Genomic DNA, 20324 nt, shown 5'->3' on the forward strand with positions numbered 1-20324 from the left:
TGAGCTCGATAGCCAGCGATCCATTGGCGCAGCGATGAAACGTCGACGTTGTGCCGCTGAGCGATAGTCTTCAGACCAGCCTCGCCAGAACAGTAGTCCCTGACCGCGGCCAGCTTGGCTTGCTCCGTATATTTTCCCATGAACCCCTCGGGTTGATGTCCAACCTTCGGGGTTCAGTTCATTCGTTAGGTGGACACGATACTCCCAAGAGCCTTACCGATCCTCAAGATGGGTTGCCAAGCCGCTTACGTTTGCCCGGCAATTTCCACCAGACTGTGGCGTCACGAATCGGATCGCTTCGCCGTTTGCCAACCGCTCGCCACGCGCGAGAACGCGAGTCTCAAGCTCCTGGAGCAGCAACGCCCAGAAGACTTGAAGACGCGAGTCTAGGACCGGCTCGTACTGGTGAACCGCGCAGGGATCCCGGAAGAGGAAGCACGCTGGTTCACGCAGTCGCAGCATCTCCGTGGTGTATGAACGCAGGACCGTCCTGTCGTGAATAGCCTGCCATGGCAACGGAGCCGTTAGGGGGTTGAACGTTTCCTGCCACTCTCGCAGCTCTCGGGCGATCCTTATGACCTCGTCATGCTGCCATGGGATTTCATATCCGCGATCGCTCTGATCCTTGCCTGAATCAGCCGTCTTATTCGTGTTCACAAAAAACCCGTGAACTCACGCCCCGTAACCGCATCACCGAACTTTCTCAGGAAGCCGCGTCGGGTCTGCCTCCTACGCGCCTTTTTCGGGGCAAGTCGGCCGGTACTTGGCAGCCACTTCCTCCCATCAAATTGTTCGGTATCCGCTTCGCCGGAATCAAGCATTCGAACCTGATAGGTTCGCAATGGCAGCATTAGCTTGACAAGGATGGCGTATGCCCTGACGGGATTCCACTGCTTCGAGAATTCTCCGGTGACGGGATTCTTCCACATGAAGTAGTCGCCCCGCAGCTTCTTGGGCCATGCGTAGTCGTTCTCGGTGACAATCCGCACTATCTCGTTCAGATAGCGCAGCGGCAACGCCTCTCGGTGCGTTTCGGCCTGTCTTGCGCGTACAGCGAGCCGGGTAATCGGGTTGCAGTGATTGGGGCTGGCGACGGGTCTCCCGAAATCATCCTCACTAGTCAGCGCAGTGGCTAGATACCAATCAAAGAAATCGGCAAAATAGTTCGTGTAGTTTCGTCGGCTGCTGTCTGCCCACCCCCTCGCGTCGGCCCACTCGGACCACGTCGGCTCGATGCTGGCAACACGGTCACAATACGCCGCGACCGTTCGCGGAAGTTTAGGGTTGTCGATCAGATACTGAAGTGCCCGCTCGGCCATGTACGTGCGCAAAGCAAGCCCCTGACGCTGATCGCTTAACCACTGCGACATAGAGTGCTGCCAATCGGAAAGCGTCGAGTCGTTTTCGGTCGCCCACGCAAACGTCCGATCTACGCCCACCTTGCGCTTGACACGCCCAAGACCCCACGAACTTCGGTTGTACGTGGCTCTTGGACCGTAATGGTCACGTTGTACGAGCAGCAGCGGAGGCACCATAAACGAGAGCAGCCTATTTTCATCGACTGGAGGCAAAAGTGCGACAGTTTCCGGAACGATATCGCCTGGCTCCGTCACACCGAGAGTGCGCCCGGCAATTCGAAACACTGTCGTAACGACTCTCGCGCGGTTGGCGCCGCCGTAAGCTTCCTGGAGTTCCGTCAACCAAGGGAACCCGCGCATCATGAACGCATTGGGAAAAATCGAGGTTTTCGTCGCGAAAGGGAAGTCGCGAGGAATCGCGACGATGCCGCTAGCCCAGAGACGCAGCAACCAGCCATAGATGTGATTCTTCTGCCCTGGTGACTTCTCGCACTCGCGACCAGCATCCATCAGGGTGTCGATTTTCCGAGCAAAGTCGTGTGGCGACTCGATGCTAGCGAAGGCGCGGATTGCGGCAGAAACGGCCCTTGTGGGATGCTTCATAACCCCCTCGGCCGAACGGACAGCTTCAATCCATTCCGCTGCTATCGCGGTGGCGGCGAATACCCTTTTAGGGTCGACAAGGAGCTTGTCCGTGGATCGGTTCACCCTCAGGTGTCGTCCAGTGATAGGAGACTCGCCGACCTCAAACTCCTCGGTTTGACAATATCGCGCCCCCAGCGTTATCAATCGTTCTCTCCAAACGCTTCGTGGTTCCACGAAACGGACTGCCGCAGCCTTGATTCAGCGACCCCGAGGACGCTGTCGATAGCGCCTGGCGCAGGCACGGTGTACGGGGCCTGTGACTCAATCGCCTTGTGATGCAGCGCGTATTGAACAACTTTCTGATCGATACCCGCACTGACCAGGCTTTGTCCGTAGGCATGTCGATGCCCGTGCGGCGTGGTGCCCAAATCTTTGCCGACGGCGAATCCGATGCGTCGAACAGCTTTTGCGTGCGCCTGACGGAACGAGTCAATGGTGTAGGGATCGCCAGCGACCGTGTCCTTGTGACTGACGAACAGATACGGATGCGCGTATCGGCGTGATCGATTCTGGGTAATGTAGATGCGAAACAGGAACAGGAAGACTTCACCCCAGAATCCGGGAAACCAGTGGACCAGCGCATATTTTTCTGACTGATCGGTCAGCTGCAGGTCCTTCCAGCCGGCATGGAATCGGCCGTGCAATAGCGTGCGAGGTTCCAGCTGCCACTTCGTCCGTAAGTAGATCTCGCGATCGCCGTGAAGCCTCTTCTTTGTCATCGGATCGAGAAAATCGGGCGGCGCAACTCCCTGCTCAGGATGAAATAATCGCACCATAGCCCTGTTTGGAGCGAGAGGGTCAACTGCGACGTCGGTCACGTAGAGATGAAACGGTTCGGATTGGCGCAGGCCACCACCGTGCAGCAAGATTGTGATCATCGCGTCGCGGACATTGATCCGCTCATACCAAGGTAGTGCCAGGTCCTTTCCGGGCAGCGCGAAGCCCTTGGTGATCAGATCCACCATGGCCGTGCCCGGAAATGTTTTGGGCGGCGAGCCATGCGCAACCGCAGTTTTCCGCAAAATTTGCACGGTCCTCACGCGCTTCGCTGCGCCCACATGATCGCTGCGGTTCATGGTATGGCTCAACAATGCATGTGTGCCGCGCTTCTCGAAGCGTCGCCAATACGCAATTTGCTCCGCAACCGCCGCCGACCGCCATGGATTCAGAGCAGTCGTGTCGTAGCGGTTCACCAACCAATCGGAGAACGCCGTGACGGCGTTCAAGATCACCTTGGCGCGAGAAACGGATTTCGGCTCCCAATACAGGCCTGACGGGTCGGATCCGCCCAAATCAATCGTGCCACTCACAAGCGCATCGCCAAATGCAGCCAACACCTGGGGGCGGTTTGGGTCGCTACGAAAGAGCGCCACATTCGCGTGCAGGAAGTCAACCAGAAGCCCCACCGCACGGGCCAGATCCCGCTGCCACGCCAAGGAACGCGTTCGGCCATGTTCGATGACGTACTCGACGAGCTGCTGCATCGCTTGAGGCGCGCCACCCTCGCCGGTGAGTACATACAGGACGTAGATCCGGATATCTGATCGCCCGGTGCGACGCACGAGCGTGTGCACGACTGTATGGTAACGCGCGACTTCTCGCCTCAGCGTCATGCTCTCCTCAGTTAAGCATCTTGCTTCAACACTACTGCTCGGTACTGCGCACGCAGCAGCAGGTCGGGCACCGGGGCAAGCATTTCGGACATGAATTGGAGTTCGACGCAAGCGTGCGGCCCATGCACCGGGGCAGCGCGATCGAACGCAGCGCGTGCGTCGTCCAACATGGCTTTGTCACCAGCAGCAAGGCGACGGATTGCTGTTCGCTCAGCATCGGTAAGAATCGCGGTCATCGCAAATTTCCTGTTTGAGTCGTCTCAATAAGCGTGGGCATATCGAATTCCTGCGTCCAGAAATTCAGTTTTGGCCATGCCTCGACTCCATCACGCGTTCGAATTGCGCAGAATCCTGCGTGCGCAAGTCCGTGGATGCCGGCATACATCCGGACCTGTAACGACAATCTGATCCCAGCGCCGTCGTTCTCGTACTCGTCATCCCGGATAATTTCGACGTCCGGCAAGCCAAGTGCGACACCCGCAGACCAGGCCCACGCCGTTGCCTCTGGGTCTGAGCACTGGATGGCAGCCCGATAAAGCGGTTCGTCGGGATGTGCCGTGACCCTTTCAACAATCTCCAGCATCTCTCGCTGACCGGCATACAGGTTCCCATCCATCAATATCCGAAAACAACTCGGCGTAATGGCGAGATGACCTGCTTCATGCAACAGGCTCGACACCCGGCAGTTCGGATCGATTGCAAGCGCTCCCCGATCAATTCTGCAGCCCTCCACGAAACCCGTTGCACCAACCTCATACCGCGAGTCGATCCCAATTTCGTTGAGGAACGAAACGACTCGGTCACGCGTGCTTGGCGCATCAATCTGATAGGCCATCGATTCCCCTTTCTACGATGTGGCTGCCGCAGTCAACGCCTCCGCGCGGACAAACCGTGTAGATCACTTTGCACCACCTAGACAACAAACATCCGTTGTCCCACACTCCAGCCGTTTCGGCCTCAACAGTTTACGAAGTCAGACCGACTACGAAGTCAGACCGACGCTGCCATCCCTAACGCGATAAACGGCGTCCCTCTCAACAGAAAAAAATATTACATTATGCGCTAGCATAGCGTCGGTATTTTAGAGTGAAAAAAGGAGCTTTCCGCACTGAATTCGTGACCACAGGCAACAAATATTATGTTTCCCTCACTAACATAAAGATGCGAATGGCCCAGGAGGATCTGCACAGTTTCGAGCGAGTGCCCTTGCGCTACGAGGCGACTAGCAAACGTTCTTCGGCCGCTGTGGCTGCTATATCCCTCAGCAAGACCTGCCGCTCGATACAGGCTCGTGATGTAGTTCTGCAAGCTGTCCGCAGCGAGATACTCAATTACCTCGCCTCCGACGTTCACTCTGCACTTTGATCCATACGTGGGATCGAGGGCCCGCGAGCGGAACCGGACGCTGGCACGGCGCCGCGTCCAGTCTCCGCGGGCGAGACGCCATTACGTCATGAAGGCGCCAGCCGTGCAAGCTGCAATCGGGTCGGGCAAAGTCACTTCTGACGTTCGCCTTCGGGCTTAACCGGCCATTCACGCGGTCGCAGCGCTCCCAGAACGGACCTTCGTGTCGTGATCGCGTCGGGCCGTTCATCGGCCGAAGCCGACAGTCGCAGGTCGAACAGCATGCGGCTGCCGTTGGTCGCTTCGCTGACATTCGCGCGGCCTGCACTGCAACTGTCGATCGAGTGATTCGCCTCGAGACACCACCGGCACCCACCTCAGGGAATTAACAATGGCGGTAGCCTTTCCGAACGTTGGCGTGTTCGCCACAGATCACGGCAGCGCTTCGCACGGTCGAACTACTCCTGCACTTGGCACTCGTGTTGAAGTCTCCAGCAGCGTTCTAAAGATCCAGCGTTATTCAGTGACTCTGTCGAAGCCCAGCTTTGCGCGCCAAACGGGGCCGTGGGCGATTAGCCACATTGCGGGAGGGCAGGGCATCTAAGCGCGAAGCTGATGGGTCGCTACTATGCCCCGGCTTATCGGGCCCGAAACTCTTCTATGTAATATTGGAAAAGCAACAGTGATGCGCCTGTCTGAAACAGATTAATGTTACAATTTGAAACACAAAAATTTCGCACTGTCGCATCTATTCTTTCCTACTATGCCCTTCAAAGAAGAAATCAAAGATTTGGTTGCATATCGTGCTGCCCACGTTTGCTCCAACCCAAGCTGCTTACGACTTACAGCAGGTCCGTCACTCGCCAATTCAAGTCTAAAAGTTAAAATCGGTGAAGCGGCACACATTATCGGTGAGAAGCCAACATCAGCACGCCACCGGGACCTCGGCGATGCCGTACTCAACGCAATTGAAAATGCTATTTGGTTGTGTGCCAGCTGCCATACTGAAATTGACAAAAATAAGGGAATTGATTATTCAACAACAGATTTGGAGCAGTGGAAAAATAATCACGAAGAAAGAATATCTGTGATCCTGAAAAATCACAAAAGCCCTCTACCCTTATTTCAACGCGCAACCATCAATGCAACGGTTGCTCAGGGTCTCGTCGACGTTATAGATGAGCATGGCGTATTTTTTCAACATAGCATATATGAGAGCCCCGACCTCGCGATTGCATCCGTTGATATTGCACGGAAGAAAATCAGCCGAAAAAAACGAGACATCGTGGAAGATGTTCGATTAAAAGACATCGGAAAATCTATTTATGATGCTTGCCGCGAATATATGAATGAAACGTCGCTGAATGCCGTCGCTTGGGAAGCCTATTTGCAGGTCATGCGCACTCGGGTCGGAGTCCAGTTGGGTTGCCTCGAACGAGAGTATGGGGCTATTATTCCAGTCAATCTTGGCCAAATCGTAATCAGATGACACTCAATAAATATTGGTAGTCTCTACAATTAAATTAAAAAATCACGTGCATGAGCCCCATAAAATTAAATGTAAATCCTCATTTTATGAATGTGCACCTAAAAGATGGCTTAAACAGGGCCCCATCATTACGACATTGAGAACGTTGCTCTATCCGGTTGTTGTTCACGAATTGGGGCACTGGTTGATGGCATCGAGACGCGCTGCAGCTGAGGAAAGCGGTCTAGCGAGAAGTGGGATTTCGGTCAGGACAGTTTCGTAGAAAACGGAGTAGTGGAATGAATATCTGGCGCTTGATTGCACATCACGAAGATCCAGTCGCTGCGATAGATGCGATGAAGGGACGACATCGAATAGCTGTTGGCTGGTCTTTGGTGAAGGATTTGTCAAGATTGGAGATATCTCGGCCGTCTGATATTTCAGATCTGATCAGATTATCGTATCCAAATTTACAGAATGCGCACTTGGGTGGACCAAGCCTGTGGAATCTATTTCATGAAATGCAGATTGGCGACCTAGTTATTCTCAGCGCGAAAGGTGCGAGAAATTCAGTCTTTGAGGTCGTCGGCCCCTATACCTACGAGCCTGATGTCGGGCAGATCTTGGGGTATGCTCATCAGCGAGCAGCATGCTTAACATCGATCGATCCTGACATCCTATGGAATAAATCCGAAACTTCCGTTGCCGAAGGTCAGAATGTTCGATGGACGCTTGCTGCTTGCAACAAAACTCTGGAAGCCGAGTCAGCCATTTATCGTGAAGGCGCACGGTTTTCTGTGACATCCACGGCATTCGAGCGAAACCCCTGGGCACGTCAGAAGTGTATCGAGCACTATGGCTGCAAATGCTTCGTTTGCGCATTCGATTTCGAAAAGACTTATGGGAAGCTTGGGGCCGGTTTCATTCACGTGCATCATAGGATCGAACTGTCGTCGCGAGACGGCGAGTACGTGGTCGACCCCATCGAGGATCTGGTACCTTTGTGCCCAAATTGCCATGCGATGGTGCATCAACGGCGTCCCGCGGTTCCAATCGAAGAACTACGCATAAGCATCCGGACTTGAGGAATCACAAGATTTCTGCGGGCGAAATAATTTGACGATGATCGACGGCAGGCAGCTGCAGTCCTGCTGCGCGACGCTCCCGAGGTCAGCTATCCGCCGGGCTGCAGACGATGAACTTACCCCCTTGAATATCAGCTAAGTCCGATCACTTGCCAGTCGAGCGACCGCGCAAATGGCCGTTCCTATTCTGCAAACTGACATAGCCTCCACATTAGGTCGGAAGGCAGCAGGATGTAGCGTCTCCGTCCGCCGCATCTGCCGACAAGAGGGCTTGGCACCGGAGTACGTGTGCCAGAACCCAAAGTAGTCTCACTATGTTTTGGCATAACAGGAATAGTTACGACACCAAGTGCCATTTGCACTGTTTCCCAACAGTTGCGTCCTCATCCGGTCGCCCCGACCGCGTTCCCGCATCCGTAGGCGCGTCGAGTTAAATCCACCAGCATAGGTGCGAATCGCCGTCGCCGACAGACGGCATCTCGTACTCGAACGTTCCATTGCGCCCACGATACGCGGGGAACGTGGCCACCGCCGAGCAAGCACTCCCTAAAATCCTGGGGCATCTCGCCAGCTAACGTACTGTGGAAATTCACCTCCCTTCAAGAACGCCACAAATATGTCCGCGACTTGCGCGGACATAAACCACTCATCAGATCGCATTGGAAGTTTTCCAGCACGAAACGACAGAATGGTGCCGTCGGGGTAAACAGGACTTGGCTTGTCATGAAACGCACGAAGACGCTTCTGACTAGCCGCATCGTATCGCTCAACCATACACGTGACGCCGCCTCCGGCCACCTGCACGTAAGTGCCATCAGCGGTCGTCAGCGACGCATACGAAGAGGGGCCGTAACTCCGCAGCGACTTGATCGCCCGCCGAATCTGAGACTCGCTCGGCCCTCGTATTTCAGCTTTCCCTTCCATTTGAAGAAGCATCTCATCACACCTATTACGGAACATAAACAGTTGTGGCACCAGCCACACTCTTTCCGGCGAATCGACCGGTGGCGGTAGCTCCGAACTGATTCACGAATTGATCCGTAAACTGTTGATATGTATTCGGCGTCGCTCCACCACTTTTCACCTCGATGCCATGCAAATTGCCATTCGCATCCTGAGTAACTATATCGTACCGTCGCGGGCCTAGCGGACCATTAACGACCACTTCCTGGCCGACGACGTTGACCCCATTGCTACTCAAGAAATCTGCAAACTCTGACGCGGCCGTGGTTCCCGGAGGCGGGCTTCCTGAAACGCTAGCAAACTTCCCGTCGGGTGTTCTCAGACTCCCGTCTGGGTAGAGTTGGACATTGTTTCCAAGATTTTGTGGTCCGGTCGACGACGCATTCGATGAGTCGCTGCCACTCCCGCTTCCGCCACCGCTAGACAAAAGCGTATTACCCGCCGCGCCAGGCGAGCCTGGCACTGTTGTACAAACCGGTGGATCGCACAATGGCATCGCAGGCGTCACCGGCGACGCGCCGGTGTTCGGCGGATTACCATCGTTCGCCTGGAGCAGCGGGTTCGGATCAGACGGCGGCGTCCGTCCGTTGTTGGATTGGATCTGGGATACAAGCCCCTGGAAGGTCGAACTCGCCAGTTGCCCCACAACCTGCGTCGCAGGGTTACCCGGCAACCACGGCATGAGCGAATAAAGCACCGTGAGTGCCGCCCCACCAACCCCACCGTTCTTCACAGCGTTGGCTGTATGCGCCTGACTACCCGCATCATTATTCAGAGCCTCGTTCTGCGCAGCGGTAGCACCCGCCATCGCATTCTGACCCGCCAGTGCCGCGAAGCTGCCGCCGGTCATCGTCGCAAAGGCAGCCAGTGCCGCCTGCTGCCCCGAATCGAGCGCGGCGCCAGTAGGGTCGATCGCTTTCAGGAGGTCTGGTGAAAACGCCGCACTGGCCGCGCCCCCAATCGCCCCGCCCGCACATCCCGTCCCGTCAACTGCGCTCGCGACGCAACCGAGCGCAGCGTGCGCGGCGAGATAGGCAACCTCCCCGCCGACGTCTCCGAGTTGCGACGTCAACGAAGGCGCTAGGTTGCCGATCGCATAGGCGCCTACTGCAGCTCCGTCGCTCACAGCCGCATTGCGCAGATTGTCGAGAAAACTGCCTCCCTCGATGGCAGTCTCAACACCAGCGTTGATTGTCGCAGTCGCGCCCAGCGCCGCGATCTCAGTTGGCAACGCGGCCGCCGTCGCAGTTGCCTGCGGCACCGCCCCCGTCGCTGCGTTGCCCACGTTGGCGATACCCGCGAGCTGGCCAAGCGTGCTCGTGCCAGTGGGCAAGGCATTCAGCGGCTGATTCCATCCAGAGAAGCCGATCGACCCTGTTCCACTGTTAAATGTGATGCCGTTCGTCAGGCCAGCGGTGAGCGCGCCGATGGCGCCAGCCTCGAAAAGTGCTGCAAAACTGAAGCCATTGCCCGACGCGAGCTGGCTCGCGGCACTGCCCGCCATCCCCGAGAGCGCACCCACCGCAATCGACTCGGCAAGTGTCATGTCAGCCAGCGCGACGCCCATCGCCGCCGCAGCAGCACCGGCCGTTATGATCGATGCGGCAATCGCAATGGCAGCAACGACGAAGGTCGGCAAACCTCCACCCTGCTTGACGAAATCCGTATGCAGGTTGTCGCTCAGTGCCTGCTGCGTGAAGTCGCCGCCCAGTTGCTGCTGCAACTGCGCAAGCAACTGTTGCGTGCCCGCCTGATCGACGGTGCCATCCGCGTTGAGCTGCTGCAACGCACCCCCAATCTGGTTCAGCGTTGCGACGTTCAGGCTCATGTCTGCTGCGCTCATGAAGCCGCCCGGCTGAACCTCGGTGCCCGTCGTGTCGGTGTAGCCGCCCTTCACCGAATTCCAGATCTGCCCGACGTTGACCTGATTGGCCTCGTTGGTCAGCGTACCGGTGCTCACCGTGAGCGTGCCGCCCGAGGTGATGCTGCCCGTATTCGTAATGCTGCCGCCAGTGGCAGCGCTGCCAAAATCGAGCGTGAGATTCTTGCTCGCCTCAATGTTGCCACCCGCCGAAAGCGCGCTCTGGTTCTCCGGCAGATAGACCTGCGGCATCAGCGCCGTGATGGTCGGACAGGTTGCCGTTCCCGTTGCCTGGCACTGCGGATCGGGCACGGTCTGCTCGACGTACCAGAGCATCGGCTGCGTGAGCGCATTGATCTGCGTTTGTGTAAGCGCCGTACCCAGTTGCAGGTTGTTCTGCTGGGCGTAGGTGAGTGCGTTCTGGTACAGGATCGCTTTTTCCTGCTCCGTCACCGAGAGATTGTTCGTGCTGTCATACGAAAGCCCGCTCACGAAGCTCGCCTGCCCCGTCTGCTGCAGCGCCGCCTGCTGCAACATGAGGTCTTCTTCCTGCGGGTTGTAATAGAAGAGCGTTGATGAGGGCTGCAACGAAGCCGGCAGCGCGTTGATCAACTGCTGCGGCCCAAGCAGCGACGTCTGCGAGCCGAGTACCCCGTCGACATACGACGCCGTACCCGCCACAGCAGTTGGCAGCGGCGCTCCCACGGAGCGCGGCGTCGAAAGGTTGAGTCCTGGAAGCGTCTTCGGGCTGAGAGAGATGACCTGCGAAGGGGCGTTGACGGTTGGCGTGTAGGTGTTAGCGGTCGTGATGCCGTTGATGAGTTTCTGTCCACTGAGCGACACGCTAGTACCCAGCACGTTGCCCACGTTCTGGATCTGACCTCCAGAGGAGATCGAGAGATTCGGCGCCTGAATGGTGGCGGCGATATTACCTACGGGGGTGGGCGGATCGATTGCGCCGCCAACGCTCGTATAGGCACTGCCGTACAGCGCAGTACACTCCGCCGCCGAGCCGCACGCCCAGACGTTATGGCGCTTGTCGCTGCTGAACATGCCGGTTTCCTGGACCCATTCCGAGTGCCAGTAGGCATTGAGCGTCTGCGCTTCGTTGACGACCGGGCCCGCGACATTGATGGTCGCGCTCGTGCCTGCCGAGATCAGGCTGCCGATATTGGTGAGGCTGCCCGCGCTGATCTGCAGGTTGTTGCCCGCGCTGATGACCGAAGAACTTCCCGACTGCTGATCGACGTACGCTTCGCAGTAGCTCTCCTTGTAGCCGCCTGCGGTCATGCAGCCCGCGTACTCCTCCTTCGTGCCATAGTTTTGGTGCACCTGAACGGGCGGTGGCAACGTGTTGGTGATTGCGCCCGATACATTCAGCGTTATGTTGTTCCCGGCGACGATGTTGCCCGATGTGTTGTTCAGGCTCTGAGCGGGCGTCGTCGAATTCGCGGTAGTGCCCACGCCACCAATCACGATATCGTGACCGGCGAGGAGGTTGCCGTCAGTATTGTTGATCTGACCAGCGGCGATCACCAGGTCATGGCCTGCGTAGATCGATGCATCGTTCTGCGTATAGCTGAACGTCGTCGTGTTCGGATTGTTACCGCGTGTGGCGCCACCATTACCGCATGCGGAGTTCGGCACCCCCGACGCGCACCCAACCGATGACGAATAATTTTGCGAATTTCCACCCTGATTGCTCAAAGTGCCCGATGAGATCGTGACGTCGTTGCCGGCATACATCAGTCCAGCGTTGACCAGATTGCTGCCACCCACCGTCAGGTTGTTACCTGCCAGGATCGTGCCTGTTGACGACGAATTGCTCACCGCGCTTGTGGATGACGGCGCCGCCGCTGCGGTGTTTATTTTGAATACATAGGTATCCGATTCACCGTTCTCACCACTGGGGATCTGGGCGGGCGGTGGCCCTTCAATCGTGCCCAATGCCGCAAGCTGTGCGAGAAAAGCCGAATACTGCCCCGGATCGGCGGCAATCGTTGTCTGTGATCCTACCGTGGGCGCGACCGCACCATTACTCAATGACTGGATGTTGAGCGTGACATTGCCCTGCGCGGCAATCTCGCCGCCCTGATTGGACAATGAACCGGCCTGGAGCGAAATCGAATTTCCGGCAGAAATAACGCCAGACGTGCCGGACTGTTGGGTCGTCGTCGTCTGATACAACGTCGGCAGCTGAATCGTTGCGGTCGCGACAGGCGGGGAATCTGGATCCGGCGTGAGCGACCAGATCCCACCCCCGACACCGTTCGTCCCGGACTCATAGAATGTGACGGACCCCGATCCTGCGACTGGCGTGCCCGCAGTGAACCCACCACCATATGGGTAGTAGTTGATGTCCGTTTGTGATCCAGTCGGCGAGAGCAGATCGCCGAGTGTGGCGTTGATCGTGTAGGTGTAGTAGTTGAAGCTATCCCCCAGGCTGCCGACTACCATCGCAGAGTCGGTTTCCGTGCCTACACTGCCCGTCCACAGGACCGATGGATTGACCACGGTGGTCGTCGACGACGTAGTCCCCGTTGGCGCGGTCTGGTCGTTCACTACCGCCGCAGCATTGATATTGATGTTATTGCCGGCAAATATCGATCCACCCGTATTCTGGAGCGTCCCGCCCAGATTGAACGTGATGTTGCCCTGCGACTGCGTCGTCGCTCCAGCGTTATCGTAATTCCCTCCTGTGGCATCGATCGCCGTGCCCGCCTCGATCGTCCCGCGATTGGTCACATTGCCATTGAGCGTCAGCACATCGCCCGCATGCACGAGCGCATTCGCCGCGTTGGCAAGCGTGCCGTTGATCGTCACGTCATTGCCGCTCACCTGATTGTTGTTCGTGAACGTGCCGTTGGTTGTGATGGTGAGCGGCGCGGTGCCGCTCATCTTGCCGTTGTTGACGACGCCGTTGATGCCGTCGAGCGTGACGCCCGTGCCACTGTAATTCCAGTCGCCGCCGATATTGATGGACGTCGCAGTAATCGAGAGCTGGCCACCCTGACTGATCGTCCCCTGTGAGGGATCGAAGGCCATATTGACCGCGCTGACACCCAGATTGGCCTGTGCAAGGATGCTTCCGCTCGCGTTGCCAAACGAGCCATTGCCGCCGTTGATCGTGAGCGACAGGTTGCCTACGCCTGCGGTGCCCCCAGTCTGCGGATTGCCCGCAAAAATCAACCCACCCTGGTTATTGAGCGCCCCCGTATTGATGGTGAGCGCGTTCAGCCCCATCAGCGACCCGCCGCTGTTGTTCAGCGTACCGCCCGCGTTCACGACCGTGTTCGTGCCGTTCACAAGGCCCGCGTTCGTGAAGTTCGACGCGTTCACGGTCGTGGTGCCCACCGACACCAGCGAGGCGTTCGCCGCGTTGATGACGTTCTGGCCCGAGACGTTCAGGTCACCGCCCGCCAGTACGCTGCCCGCGTTATAGAAGCCGCCCTGCGAGGTCAGCGTCGCGCCGCCCACCACGTCGACCGCACCGCCCGTCAGGTTCAGCTGGCTGGACGCCTGCGCATTGAGGGCACCGCCGACAATGGCCTGGCCAATGTCGACCGTAGCGCCGGTGAGTTGCAGGTTCTGCGAGGTCACAAGCGACGCCTGGCTTGCGTCGAGCGTGCCCTGAGCGGTAGCGACGAGATTCTTCGTCGCGCTGGCCGAGCCGCTCATCGTGACGTTGCCGCCGGTGAGCGTGAGGCCGCCCGCGACCACGCTGGTGCCCGAAAGCGTCAGCGTCTGCCCGGCCGTGAGCGTCGTATCGCCGTTCGACGACACGCCGTTCACACTCACGTTGCCCTGTGTGCCCGTGACGTTGACGTTGCCCATCGACGACACGCCGCCCGCGAGCGTCGCACCATTCGCAGCCTGCACGCTCACGTTCTCGCCGCCTTGCACCGCGCCCGAAAAAGCGATGCTGCCGCTGTGCGAAGTGGCGCTCACATTGCCTTCGGCCGTCGCCGCGCCGAACGACATGTCGCCGCCCGAGGTCGCCGTGAAGGCACCCGCGGTCTGTACGGCGCCAAGCGTGACCGCGCCGCCCGCGCTCACGCCAATGTCATTGACGAATGTGAGCGCGCCACCGCCGCCAATTGCACTGCCGGCCGTAAATGTCCCCGCACCGAGGCCGAGAAATGCTCCGCTGAGCGTCATGCCGTTGCCAGCAGAGACGGTCGTGTCGCCGTTCACGAGCGCGCCTGCCAGCAGCGTGGCACTGGCGCCAGCGTTCGCGTTCAGATGCCCACCCGTCGTGATCCCGCCCGCCACGCTCAGGTTGCCGGAAGTGGCTTTGAGATCGACGTCGCCGTTTGCCGCAGCGGTGCCGCGGATGCTCGCGTTGCGTCCGGCAGTCACCGCAAGCGTCGCGCCGCTCGAGAGCGCGCCGCCCGTCTGCACGTCGCGCGCCGCAGTCAGCGTCGTCGCCGTGCCGGAGGTCACGCCGTTCGTCACGACGATATCGCCCGTCCCGGAATTTCCGTTCGCCTTGACGGTGACTGATCCACCCGCGGTGGCCGAGCCCATCGCTACGCCGTTGCCCGCCGTCGCGGCAAGATCGCCGTTCGTCGTCACCGCGCCGCCGATGGCGATGTTATTGCCAGCGTTCAGCGTGGCTTGCTGGCCAAACGCCACGGACGCGCCACCGATCGTCCCGCCCGCCTGCAGCGTGCCGGTGCCCTGCGCGGCGACACCGCCCGCAAGCGTCATGTCGCCGCCCGAGGTGAGTGCTGCGTTGCCACCGGCCTGCGTCTGTCCGGTGAAGGCAAGCGACTGCCCGGCGCTCGCGTTCAGGTTGCCCTGTGTCGTCACGTTCCCGGCACTCGCGCTGCCGTTCGTGGCGGTGAGCGTGAGGTCGCCCGCTGAATTCACGTCGGCGGCGCTGATATTGCGCGCGGCACTCGCGTTCGTCGTACCGCCCGCGTTCAGCGCCCCGCCGATGCCAATGTCGCGCGCCGCCTGCAACGTCACGTTGCCAAGCGCGGTAACGGGGCCCGTAAATGTCACGTCGCCCTCGCCCGCACTGCCATTGGCAAGCACGCTGAGGTTGCCGCTCACGGCCTGAACACTGCCGAGGCCCGCGTTGTTGCCGCCCGTTGCGCTGACCGAGGCGCCCTGCAGCGAACCGGTCAAGGCAAGGTTGTTGGCCGCCGTCAACGTTGCCGCATTGGCAAACGCAGCCGAGCCGGCGCCGGTCATGTCGCGTCCCGCGTTGAACGTGCCCGCCATCTGCCCGGCCACCGTACCTGTCAGCGCAACATCGCGCCCGGCCTGGACCGTCACGTTGCCCGCCGCCGCGTTCTGGCCGCCGAGCGTCGCGTCCAGACCCGCCGTCACGTTGAACGCGCCAGAGGTGGTTGCCGTGCCGCCCAGCGTCGCGCTCCCGGTTTGCGCACTGACGTCAAGGTCGCCCACCGATTCGAGCGCGCCCGTAACCTGCGCGTTGCGCTGTGCATTGAGCGTGAGCGTCGCGCCGCTGCCGGCCGATCCGCTCACCAGCACGTCGCGCGCGCCCGTGAGCGTGATCGCACCTTGCGAAGTCGCGGTGCCGGTGATCGCGGCATCTCCGGTCGTCGCGTTGCCGCTGGTGCCGTTCGCCGTGATCGCGAGTGTGGTCGCCGACGAGACGTTGTTGAGCGCGGCGTTATCGCCACCCGTCGCCTGCACGCTGTTGGCCTGCAGCGTGCCGCTCAGCGCAATGTTGCCCTGTGCGCCGAGGACCGCCGCGCCCGTGAACGCCTGCGTGCCGGCGCCGGAGATATCGCGCCCCGCCGAGACCGTGCCGTTGGTCGCAACGAGCGTGCCGTTGAGCACGGCGTCGCGGCCCGCGTTGAGCGTCGCGTCGCCGGTGGCGCTCGTGCTCGCGCCCAGCGAGAGATCAAGTCCAGTGGTGATGGCAAGATTGCCGCCACTGTTGATCCCGCCCGTGGCTGCGAGACTGCCGTTCTGCGCGTTAAGCGTGACGTCGCTGTTGGCCTCGATCGCACCGGCCACCGCGATGCCGCCAAGCGCGGCGACGCCAAGCGTCGTGCCCGAAGCAAGCTTGCCGCCTTGCGCCACCGTTACGTCGCCGTTCGCCGTCGCACTGAATGCCCCAGCGGACGCTGCAGCCCCGTTCACGGTGAGGCTGCCGCTGCCGAGTGTCCCGACACCCAGCGACAGCGTGCTGGCGGACTCCACGTTGTTCAGCGCCGCGTCGGCGCCCGCGGTCACCTGGATGGACTGGCCCTGCACGAGACCGCCCTGTACGATGTTGCGCGTGGCGCTCAGGATTGCGCTCTGGCCGAATGCGAGCGTGCCCGCGCCGCCAATGTCGCGCCCCGCGCTCACGCTGCCATTACCCTGGCCGTTCACCGAGCCGCCAACGTTGACGTCGCGCGCGGCCTGGATCGTCGTGTCGAGCGCAGCCGTCGCTGAGCCGCTCACGTTCGCGTCAGTGCCCGCCGTGATGCCGAGCGCGCCGCTGCTGTTGAGCGCGCCGCTCACGTTCACGCTGCCGGTCTGCGCGGCGAGCGTCGTGTCGCCCGCCGATTGCAGCGTGCCGGTCACGTTCACGTCGTTGCCCGCGTTCAGCGCGACACCTGCGCCACCCGCGAGCGTGCCGCCCAGATTGACGTCGTGCTGCGCAAACAGCGCGATGGTCGAGCCCGCTGAAACATTCGCGAAGCTGCCCGAGCCGCCCGCCGTGGTCTGCACGGTCGCGCCACGCAGGGAGCCCGTGAGCGTCGTGTCGCCTCCTGACGCGAGATTCGCCGCCAACCCGAACGCGAGCGTGCCCGCGCCGCCAATGGCGTTGCCGGCCGTCACCGTGCCGTTGCCCTGGGCGACGACCGACCCGTTCATCATCACGTTCTGGGCAGCCATGAGCGTCATGTCGCCAAGCGACGCCGTGCTGCTCGTGCCAGGATCGCTGCCGAGTTCGATCGACTGGCCCGCATTCGCGCTGAGATTCGCACCGCTCTGGATGACGCCGGTGCTCAGGAGCGAGCCTGCCGTATTCGCGAGCGTGAGGTCGCCGTTGGACTGGACGGTGCCGCTCACGTGCGTGTCTGTGGCTGCGGTCACACCGAGTGTGCCCGAAGCTTCGAGCGTGCCGGGCACCGATACCGAAGCCGCCGCCGTCACCGCCGCATTGCCAAGCGACGCAACCGTGCCGTTGACCTGCACGTCGCCACCGCCCGCATTGCCTTGCGCGTTGATCGCGAGCGCCGAGTTCGCCTGAATATCTGCAAGCGCGGCCGAATTGCCGGCATTAAGCGTGACGTGATCGCCCTGAAGCGAACCGGTGGTCGTCAGGTTATTTGCAGCGCTGACGGATACGTCCTTCGAAATGCCGATGCTGCCGCCCAGCACGGCATCCCGCCCGGCCGTGATCGTCGCACCGCCCTGCCCCGCGAAGGTGCCTCCGAGCGTCACATCACGCCCTGCCGCAAGCACAGTGTCGCCTGTTGCGCTGGTCGCGCCGGTCATGGCGACGTCCTGCCCCGCCTGCGCAGTGAGCGCGCCGCCGCTGTTGAGCGTGCCGCTGGCCGCGATATTGTTCGCCGCGCTCATGGCGAGATCGCCCACTGACTGGACCGTAGCCGCCGCCGCGACATTCACGTCGTGCTGCGCCGAGAGCGTCACGCCCGAACCGCCCGCGAGCGTGCCGTTCACGTCGATATCGGTACCGGCCTGCACGGTCGTCGTGCCAACGGCGGCGGCGTTGCCGTTGAACGTCGCGTTGCCAGTGCCAGCCGTGACCGCGAATGCGCCGCCCGCCTGCACGTCGTTGAGCGCAACATTGCCCCCGGCGCCCACCTGGAGTCCGTTCGCGAGCAGCTTGCCCGTGAGCGTAACGTCCCCGCCTGCCGTCAATGCGCCGCTCTGCCCGAACGCGACCGATCCCGCGCCCGTGATACCGGCTGCTGCGTTGAACGCACCGTTCTGCTGGACGATCGTCACGCCGTCCAGGCTCATGCTGCCCGCGCTCACGTTCGCGTTCGTGCCGACGAGGAGCGATCCCGACACGCTGAACGCACCTGGCGTCGTCGCATTCAGCGTCGTGCCGCTTGCCAGTGACCCCGTGACGGCAATGCCGCCCGAGCCCGCCGTGAGATTAACGGCATCCAGCGCCGTAGCCTGCGCACCGATCGTCGTCCCCGTGCCCGAAGACAGTGCAAGGTTGCCGTTGCTGTTGACGCTGGCGGTCGTAATGAGATTTCCGGTAGTCGCATTCAGCGCGAGAACGCCGGACGTTTGCGTGGCCGCGTTGACGTTCACATTGCGCTGGGCCGTCGCCTGCAGGCTCCCGCTGCTGGTTGCCCCGTTGATCGTCACGTCGCGCGCGGCATTGAGCGTTGTCGCACCTGTCGCGACCGTGGCGCCACCGAGCGTCACGTCGCCCGCGCCGTCGTGGCCCTGCGCCGTCACCGCGAGATTGCTGCCCGCCTGGATATCGCCCGTCGTCGCGTTCGCGCCTGCGTTCAGCACGATGTCGCCCTGGGCCTGTGCGTTCGCGACGTTGAGGTTGCCGCCCGCCGTTGCCGTGAGGGCGCCATTGGTCTGGATCGTGCCGCTCGACGTCACGTCGCCGTTTGCCGCAATCGAGTAACCCGTGATCCCGATATGCGAGCCCGCGAGCGTCACGCTCCCGCCCGACTGCACGCTCACCTTCTGCTGCGCCGCCGTGCCCGCCATCGACACGTCCCCGTTCGCGGAAAGTGTGATGTCGCCCGTGTTCGCGGCAAGCTGCGCATCGGTGCGCACACCCATGCCCGCCGCCGTGCCAATCATCTGGATCTGGCCCGCCGTCATCGCGCCGTAGGCCGTCGCGTCGATGGCGAGGCCACCATTCGCCCCGCCACTCGCGGCGTTGATCGCGGCGGCGGTGTTCGTTGCGCCATTCGCGCTGGTGGACCAGGTCGTGCCGGTCGAATCGACCGCTGTTGGCGCGACGTTCTGAACGCCAGCAATCGCGTTGATACGCGTGCCGGCATAGAGCGGCGCATTCACGCCGATCGTCGCGCCAATGAGGTCGATGGTGCCGACCGTACCCTCGATGCCGGCGCCCGGACCATTGACGCCCGGGTTGCCTTCAATCTGGATATGGCCGCCGGTCACGTTGTAGCCGATGGCCTGGGCATTGTCGAACCCGACCTGCGAGCCGCCAATGCCCGAAAGGAATTGTGGCGTCCCGGTAGCAAGCGTGACGCCGACGGTATTGGTGAATCCCGTACCGCGCGTGGTGATGCCGTTCGGATTCGCGATGATGACGGTTGCGGGCGCGCCGAACACTTCGAGCGGGCCGTTGAGCAGACTCGCGAACGCCGAGCCCGTGGACGTGACCTGATTGACGATGACGCTCGCCGTGCGGCCGTTCAGGTTCGGATTCGCGGCGACATCGCCGCCCGTGAGTGACGTGCCCGACGCGAGGCTGTTGTTGAGAATCAGACCAACGGGATCGATGTTGAACGTCTGGAACTGGTTCAGCGAGATGCCGGCCGAGTTGGGGGCGGTGATGTTGACCACGGGCACGCCGCCGCCTGCCCCGGTGGATTGTGTGATCTTCGGCTGGAACGTGATCGGTGCAGTGGGATCGACGATCGGCGTCGCCTCAGCGGCCTGCATGGCAAAACGCACACGCAGTGCGGCGAGATCGTTGATGACCTGCCACGCTTCGTCGTCGAGACGATGGCTGCCAGCGCCGAGCACGCCCGCCGCATCGCGCCCCTGCTCAAAGGCAAAACTGATCGGACCCAGGAACGAAACGACGGCCACGAGAAGCGCGACCGCGCGCCGCCAGAAGCGAAAGCGTGGCGGCGCGTGCACGATGAGCCATGCTGGCGCGTCATGACGCGCGCGCTGCGCATTGCGCTGCATCCGTGCAGATGCGAGCCGCTTCAGTGTTCCCCGTTGCGATGCGTACATGGTCGTTCCGATCTTTCTTGTTGACTGCTTTGCGATCGTGAGCCGTCCGTCTTCGGCAGACGGGCGGTCTCGAGGCTG

The 20324-nt window shown here is 60.9% G+C and carries 10 protein-coding genes; 2 read left to right on the plus strand and 8 right to left on the minus strand.

Annotation, left to right across the window (positions count from 1 at the left end):
* The 7 genes from M3I53_RS35565 to M3I53_RS35590 all read right to left on the minus strand — a co-directional run.
* A partial coding sequence (locus tag M3I53_RS35565) for a transposase (RefSeq protein ID WP_254320478.1) occupies nt 1–140 on the minus strand: 140 nt, incomplete at its 3' end.
* A gap of 73 nt (nt 141–213) precedes the next feature.
* Nucleotides 214–657, minus strand: a complete 444-nt coding sequence (locus M3I53_RS38750) for a VPA1269 family protein (RefSeq protein WP_375542630.1) — start codon at nt 655–657, stop codon at nt 214–216.
* Nucleotides 654–1961, minus strand: a complete 1308-nt coding sequence (locus M3I53_RS35570; protein ID WP_254320458.1) for a VPA1269 family protein — start codon at nt 1959–1961, stop codon at nt 654–656. Before M3I53_RS35570 ends, M3I53_RS38750 begins: the two co-directional genes overlap by 4 nt.
* A gap of 182 nt (nt 1962–2143) precedes the next feature.
* On the minus strand, nt 2144–3616 hold the full coding sequence (gene gmtY / locus M3I53_RS35575) for a gamma-mobile-trio recombinase GmtY (protein WP_254320459.1): 1473 nt from the start codon (nt 3614–3616) through the stop codon (nt 2144–2146).
* A gap of 11 nt (nt 3617–3627) precedes the next feature.
* The gene (locus M3I53_RS35580; RefSeq protein ID WP_254320460.1) at nt 3628–3852 is read right to left on the minus strand and encodes a hypothetical protein; all 225 of its coding nucleotides are present in this window, start codon (nt 3850–3852) and stop codon (nt 3628–3630) included.
* Nucleotides 3849–4451: a hypothetical protein gene (locus M3I53_RS35585; RefSeq protein WP_254320461.1), complete on the minus strand. Its 603-nt coding sequence runs from the start codon at nt 4449–4451 to the stop codon at nt 3849–3851. The genes M3I53_RS35580 and M3I53_RS35585 overlap by 4 nt, the downstream gene beginning before the upstream one ends.
* 227 nt (nt 4452–4678) lie before the next feature.
* Complete coding sequence (locus M3I53_RS35590) at nt 4679–4969, minus strand: tyrosine-type recombinase/integrase (protein ID WP_254320462.1); 291 nt, start codon at nt 4967–4969, stop codon at nt 4679–4681.
* 709 nt (nt 4970–5678) lie between these two features.
* Here M3I53_RS35590 and M3I53_RS35595 point away from each other — a divergent pair.
* Both M3I53_RS35595 and M3I53_RS35600 read left to right on the plus strand, forming a co-directional pair.
* Nucleotides 5679–6449, plus strand: a complete 771-nt coding sequence (locus M3I53_RS35595) for a hypothetical protein (RefSeq protein WP_254320463.1) — start codon at nt 5679–5681, stop codon at nt 6447–6449.
* Between the two features lie 278 nt (nt 6450–6727).
* Entirely contained in the window at nt 6728–7513 is a 786-nt protein-coding gene (locus tag M3I53_RS35600; protein WP_254320464.1) for an HNH endonuclease, read from the plus strand.
* Between the two features lie 949 nt (nt 7514–8462).
* Here M3I53_RS35600 and M3I53_RS35605 read toward each other — a convergent pair.
* Nucleotides 8463–20246 carry a filamentous hemagglutinin N-terminal domain-containing protein gene (locus M3I53_RS35605; RefSeq protein WP_254320465.1) on the minus strand — a complete coding sequence of 3928 codons (11784 nt, stop codon included), beginning with the start codon at nt 20244–20246 and terminating at the stop codon, nt 8463–8465.
* Nucleotides 20247–20324 lie beyond the last annotated feature (78 nt).

The sequence above is a fragment of the Paraburkholderia sp. CNPSo 3272 genome (assembly GCF_024206495.1).
Lineage (GTDB): Bacteria > Pseudomonadota > Gammaproteobacteria > Burkholderiales > Burkholderiaceae > Paraburkholderia.

Bases quoted from the DNA above. Each gene is read 5' to 3' on its own strand.
- M3I53_RS35570 (WP_254320458.1), bottom strand. From the start codon at position 1,961: ATGAAGCATCCCACAAGGGCCGTTTCTGCCGCAATCCGCGCCTTCGCT.
- gmtY (WP_254320459.1), bottom strand. From the start codon at position 3,616: ATGACGCTGAGGCGAGAAGTCGCGCGTTACCATACAGTCGTGCACACG.
- M3I53_RS35580 (WP_254320460.1), bottom strand. From the start codon at position 3,852: ATGACCGCGATTCTTACCGATGCTGAGCGAACAGCAATCCGTCGCCTT.
- M3I53_RS35585 (WP_254320461.1), bottom strand. From the start codon at position 4,451: ATGGCCTATCAGATTGATGCGCCAAGCACGCGTGACCGAGTCGTTTCG.
- M3I53_RS35600 (WP_254320464.1), top strand. From the start codon at position 6,728: ATGAATATCTGGCGCTTGATTGCACATCACGAAGATCCAGTCGCTGCG.
- M3I53_RS35605 (WP_254320465.1), bottom strand. From the start codon at position 20,246: ATGTACGCATCGCAACGGGGAACACTGAAGCGGCTCGCATCTGCACGG.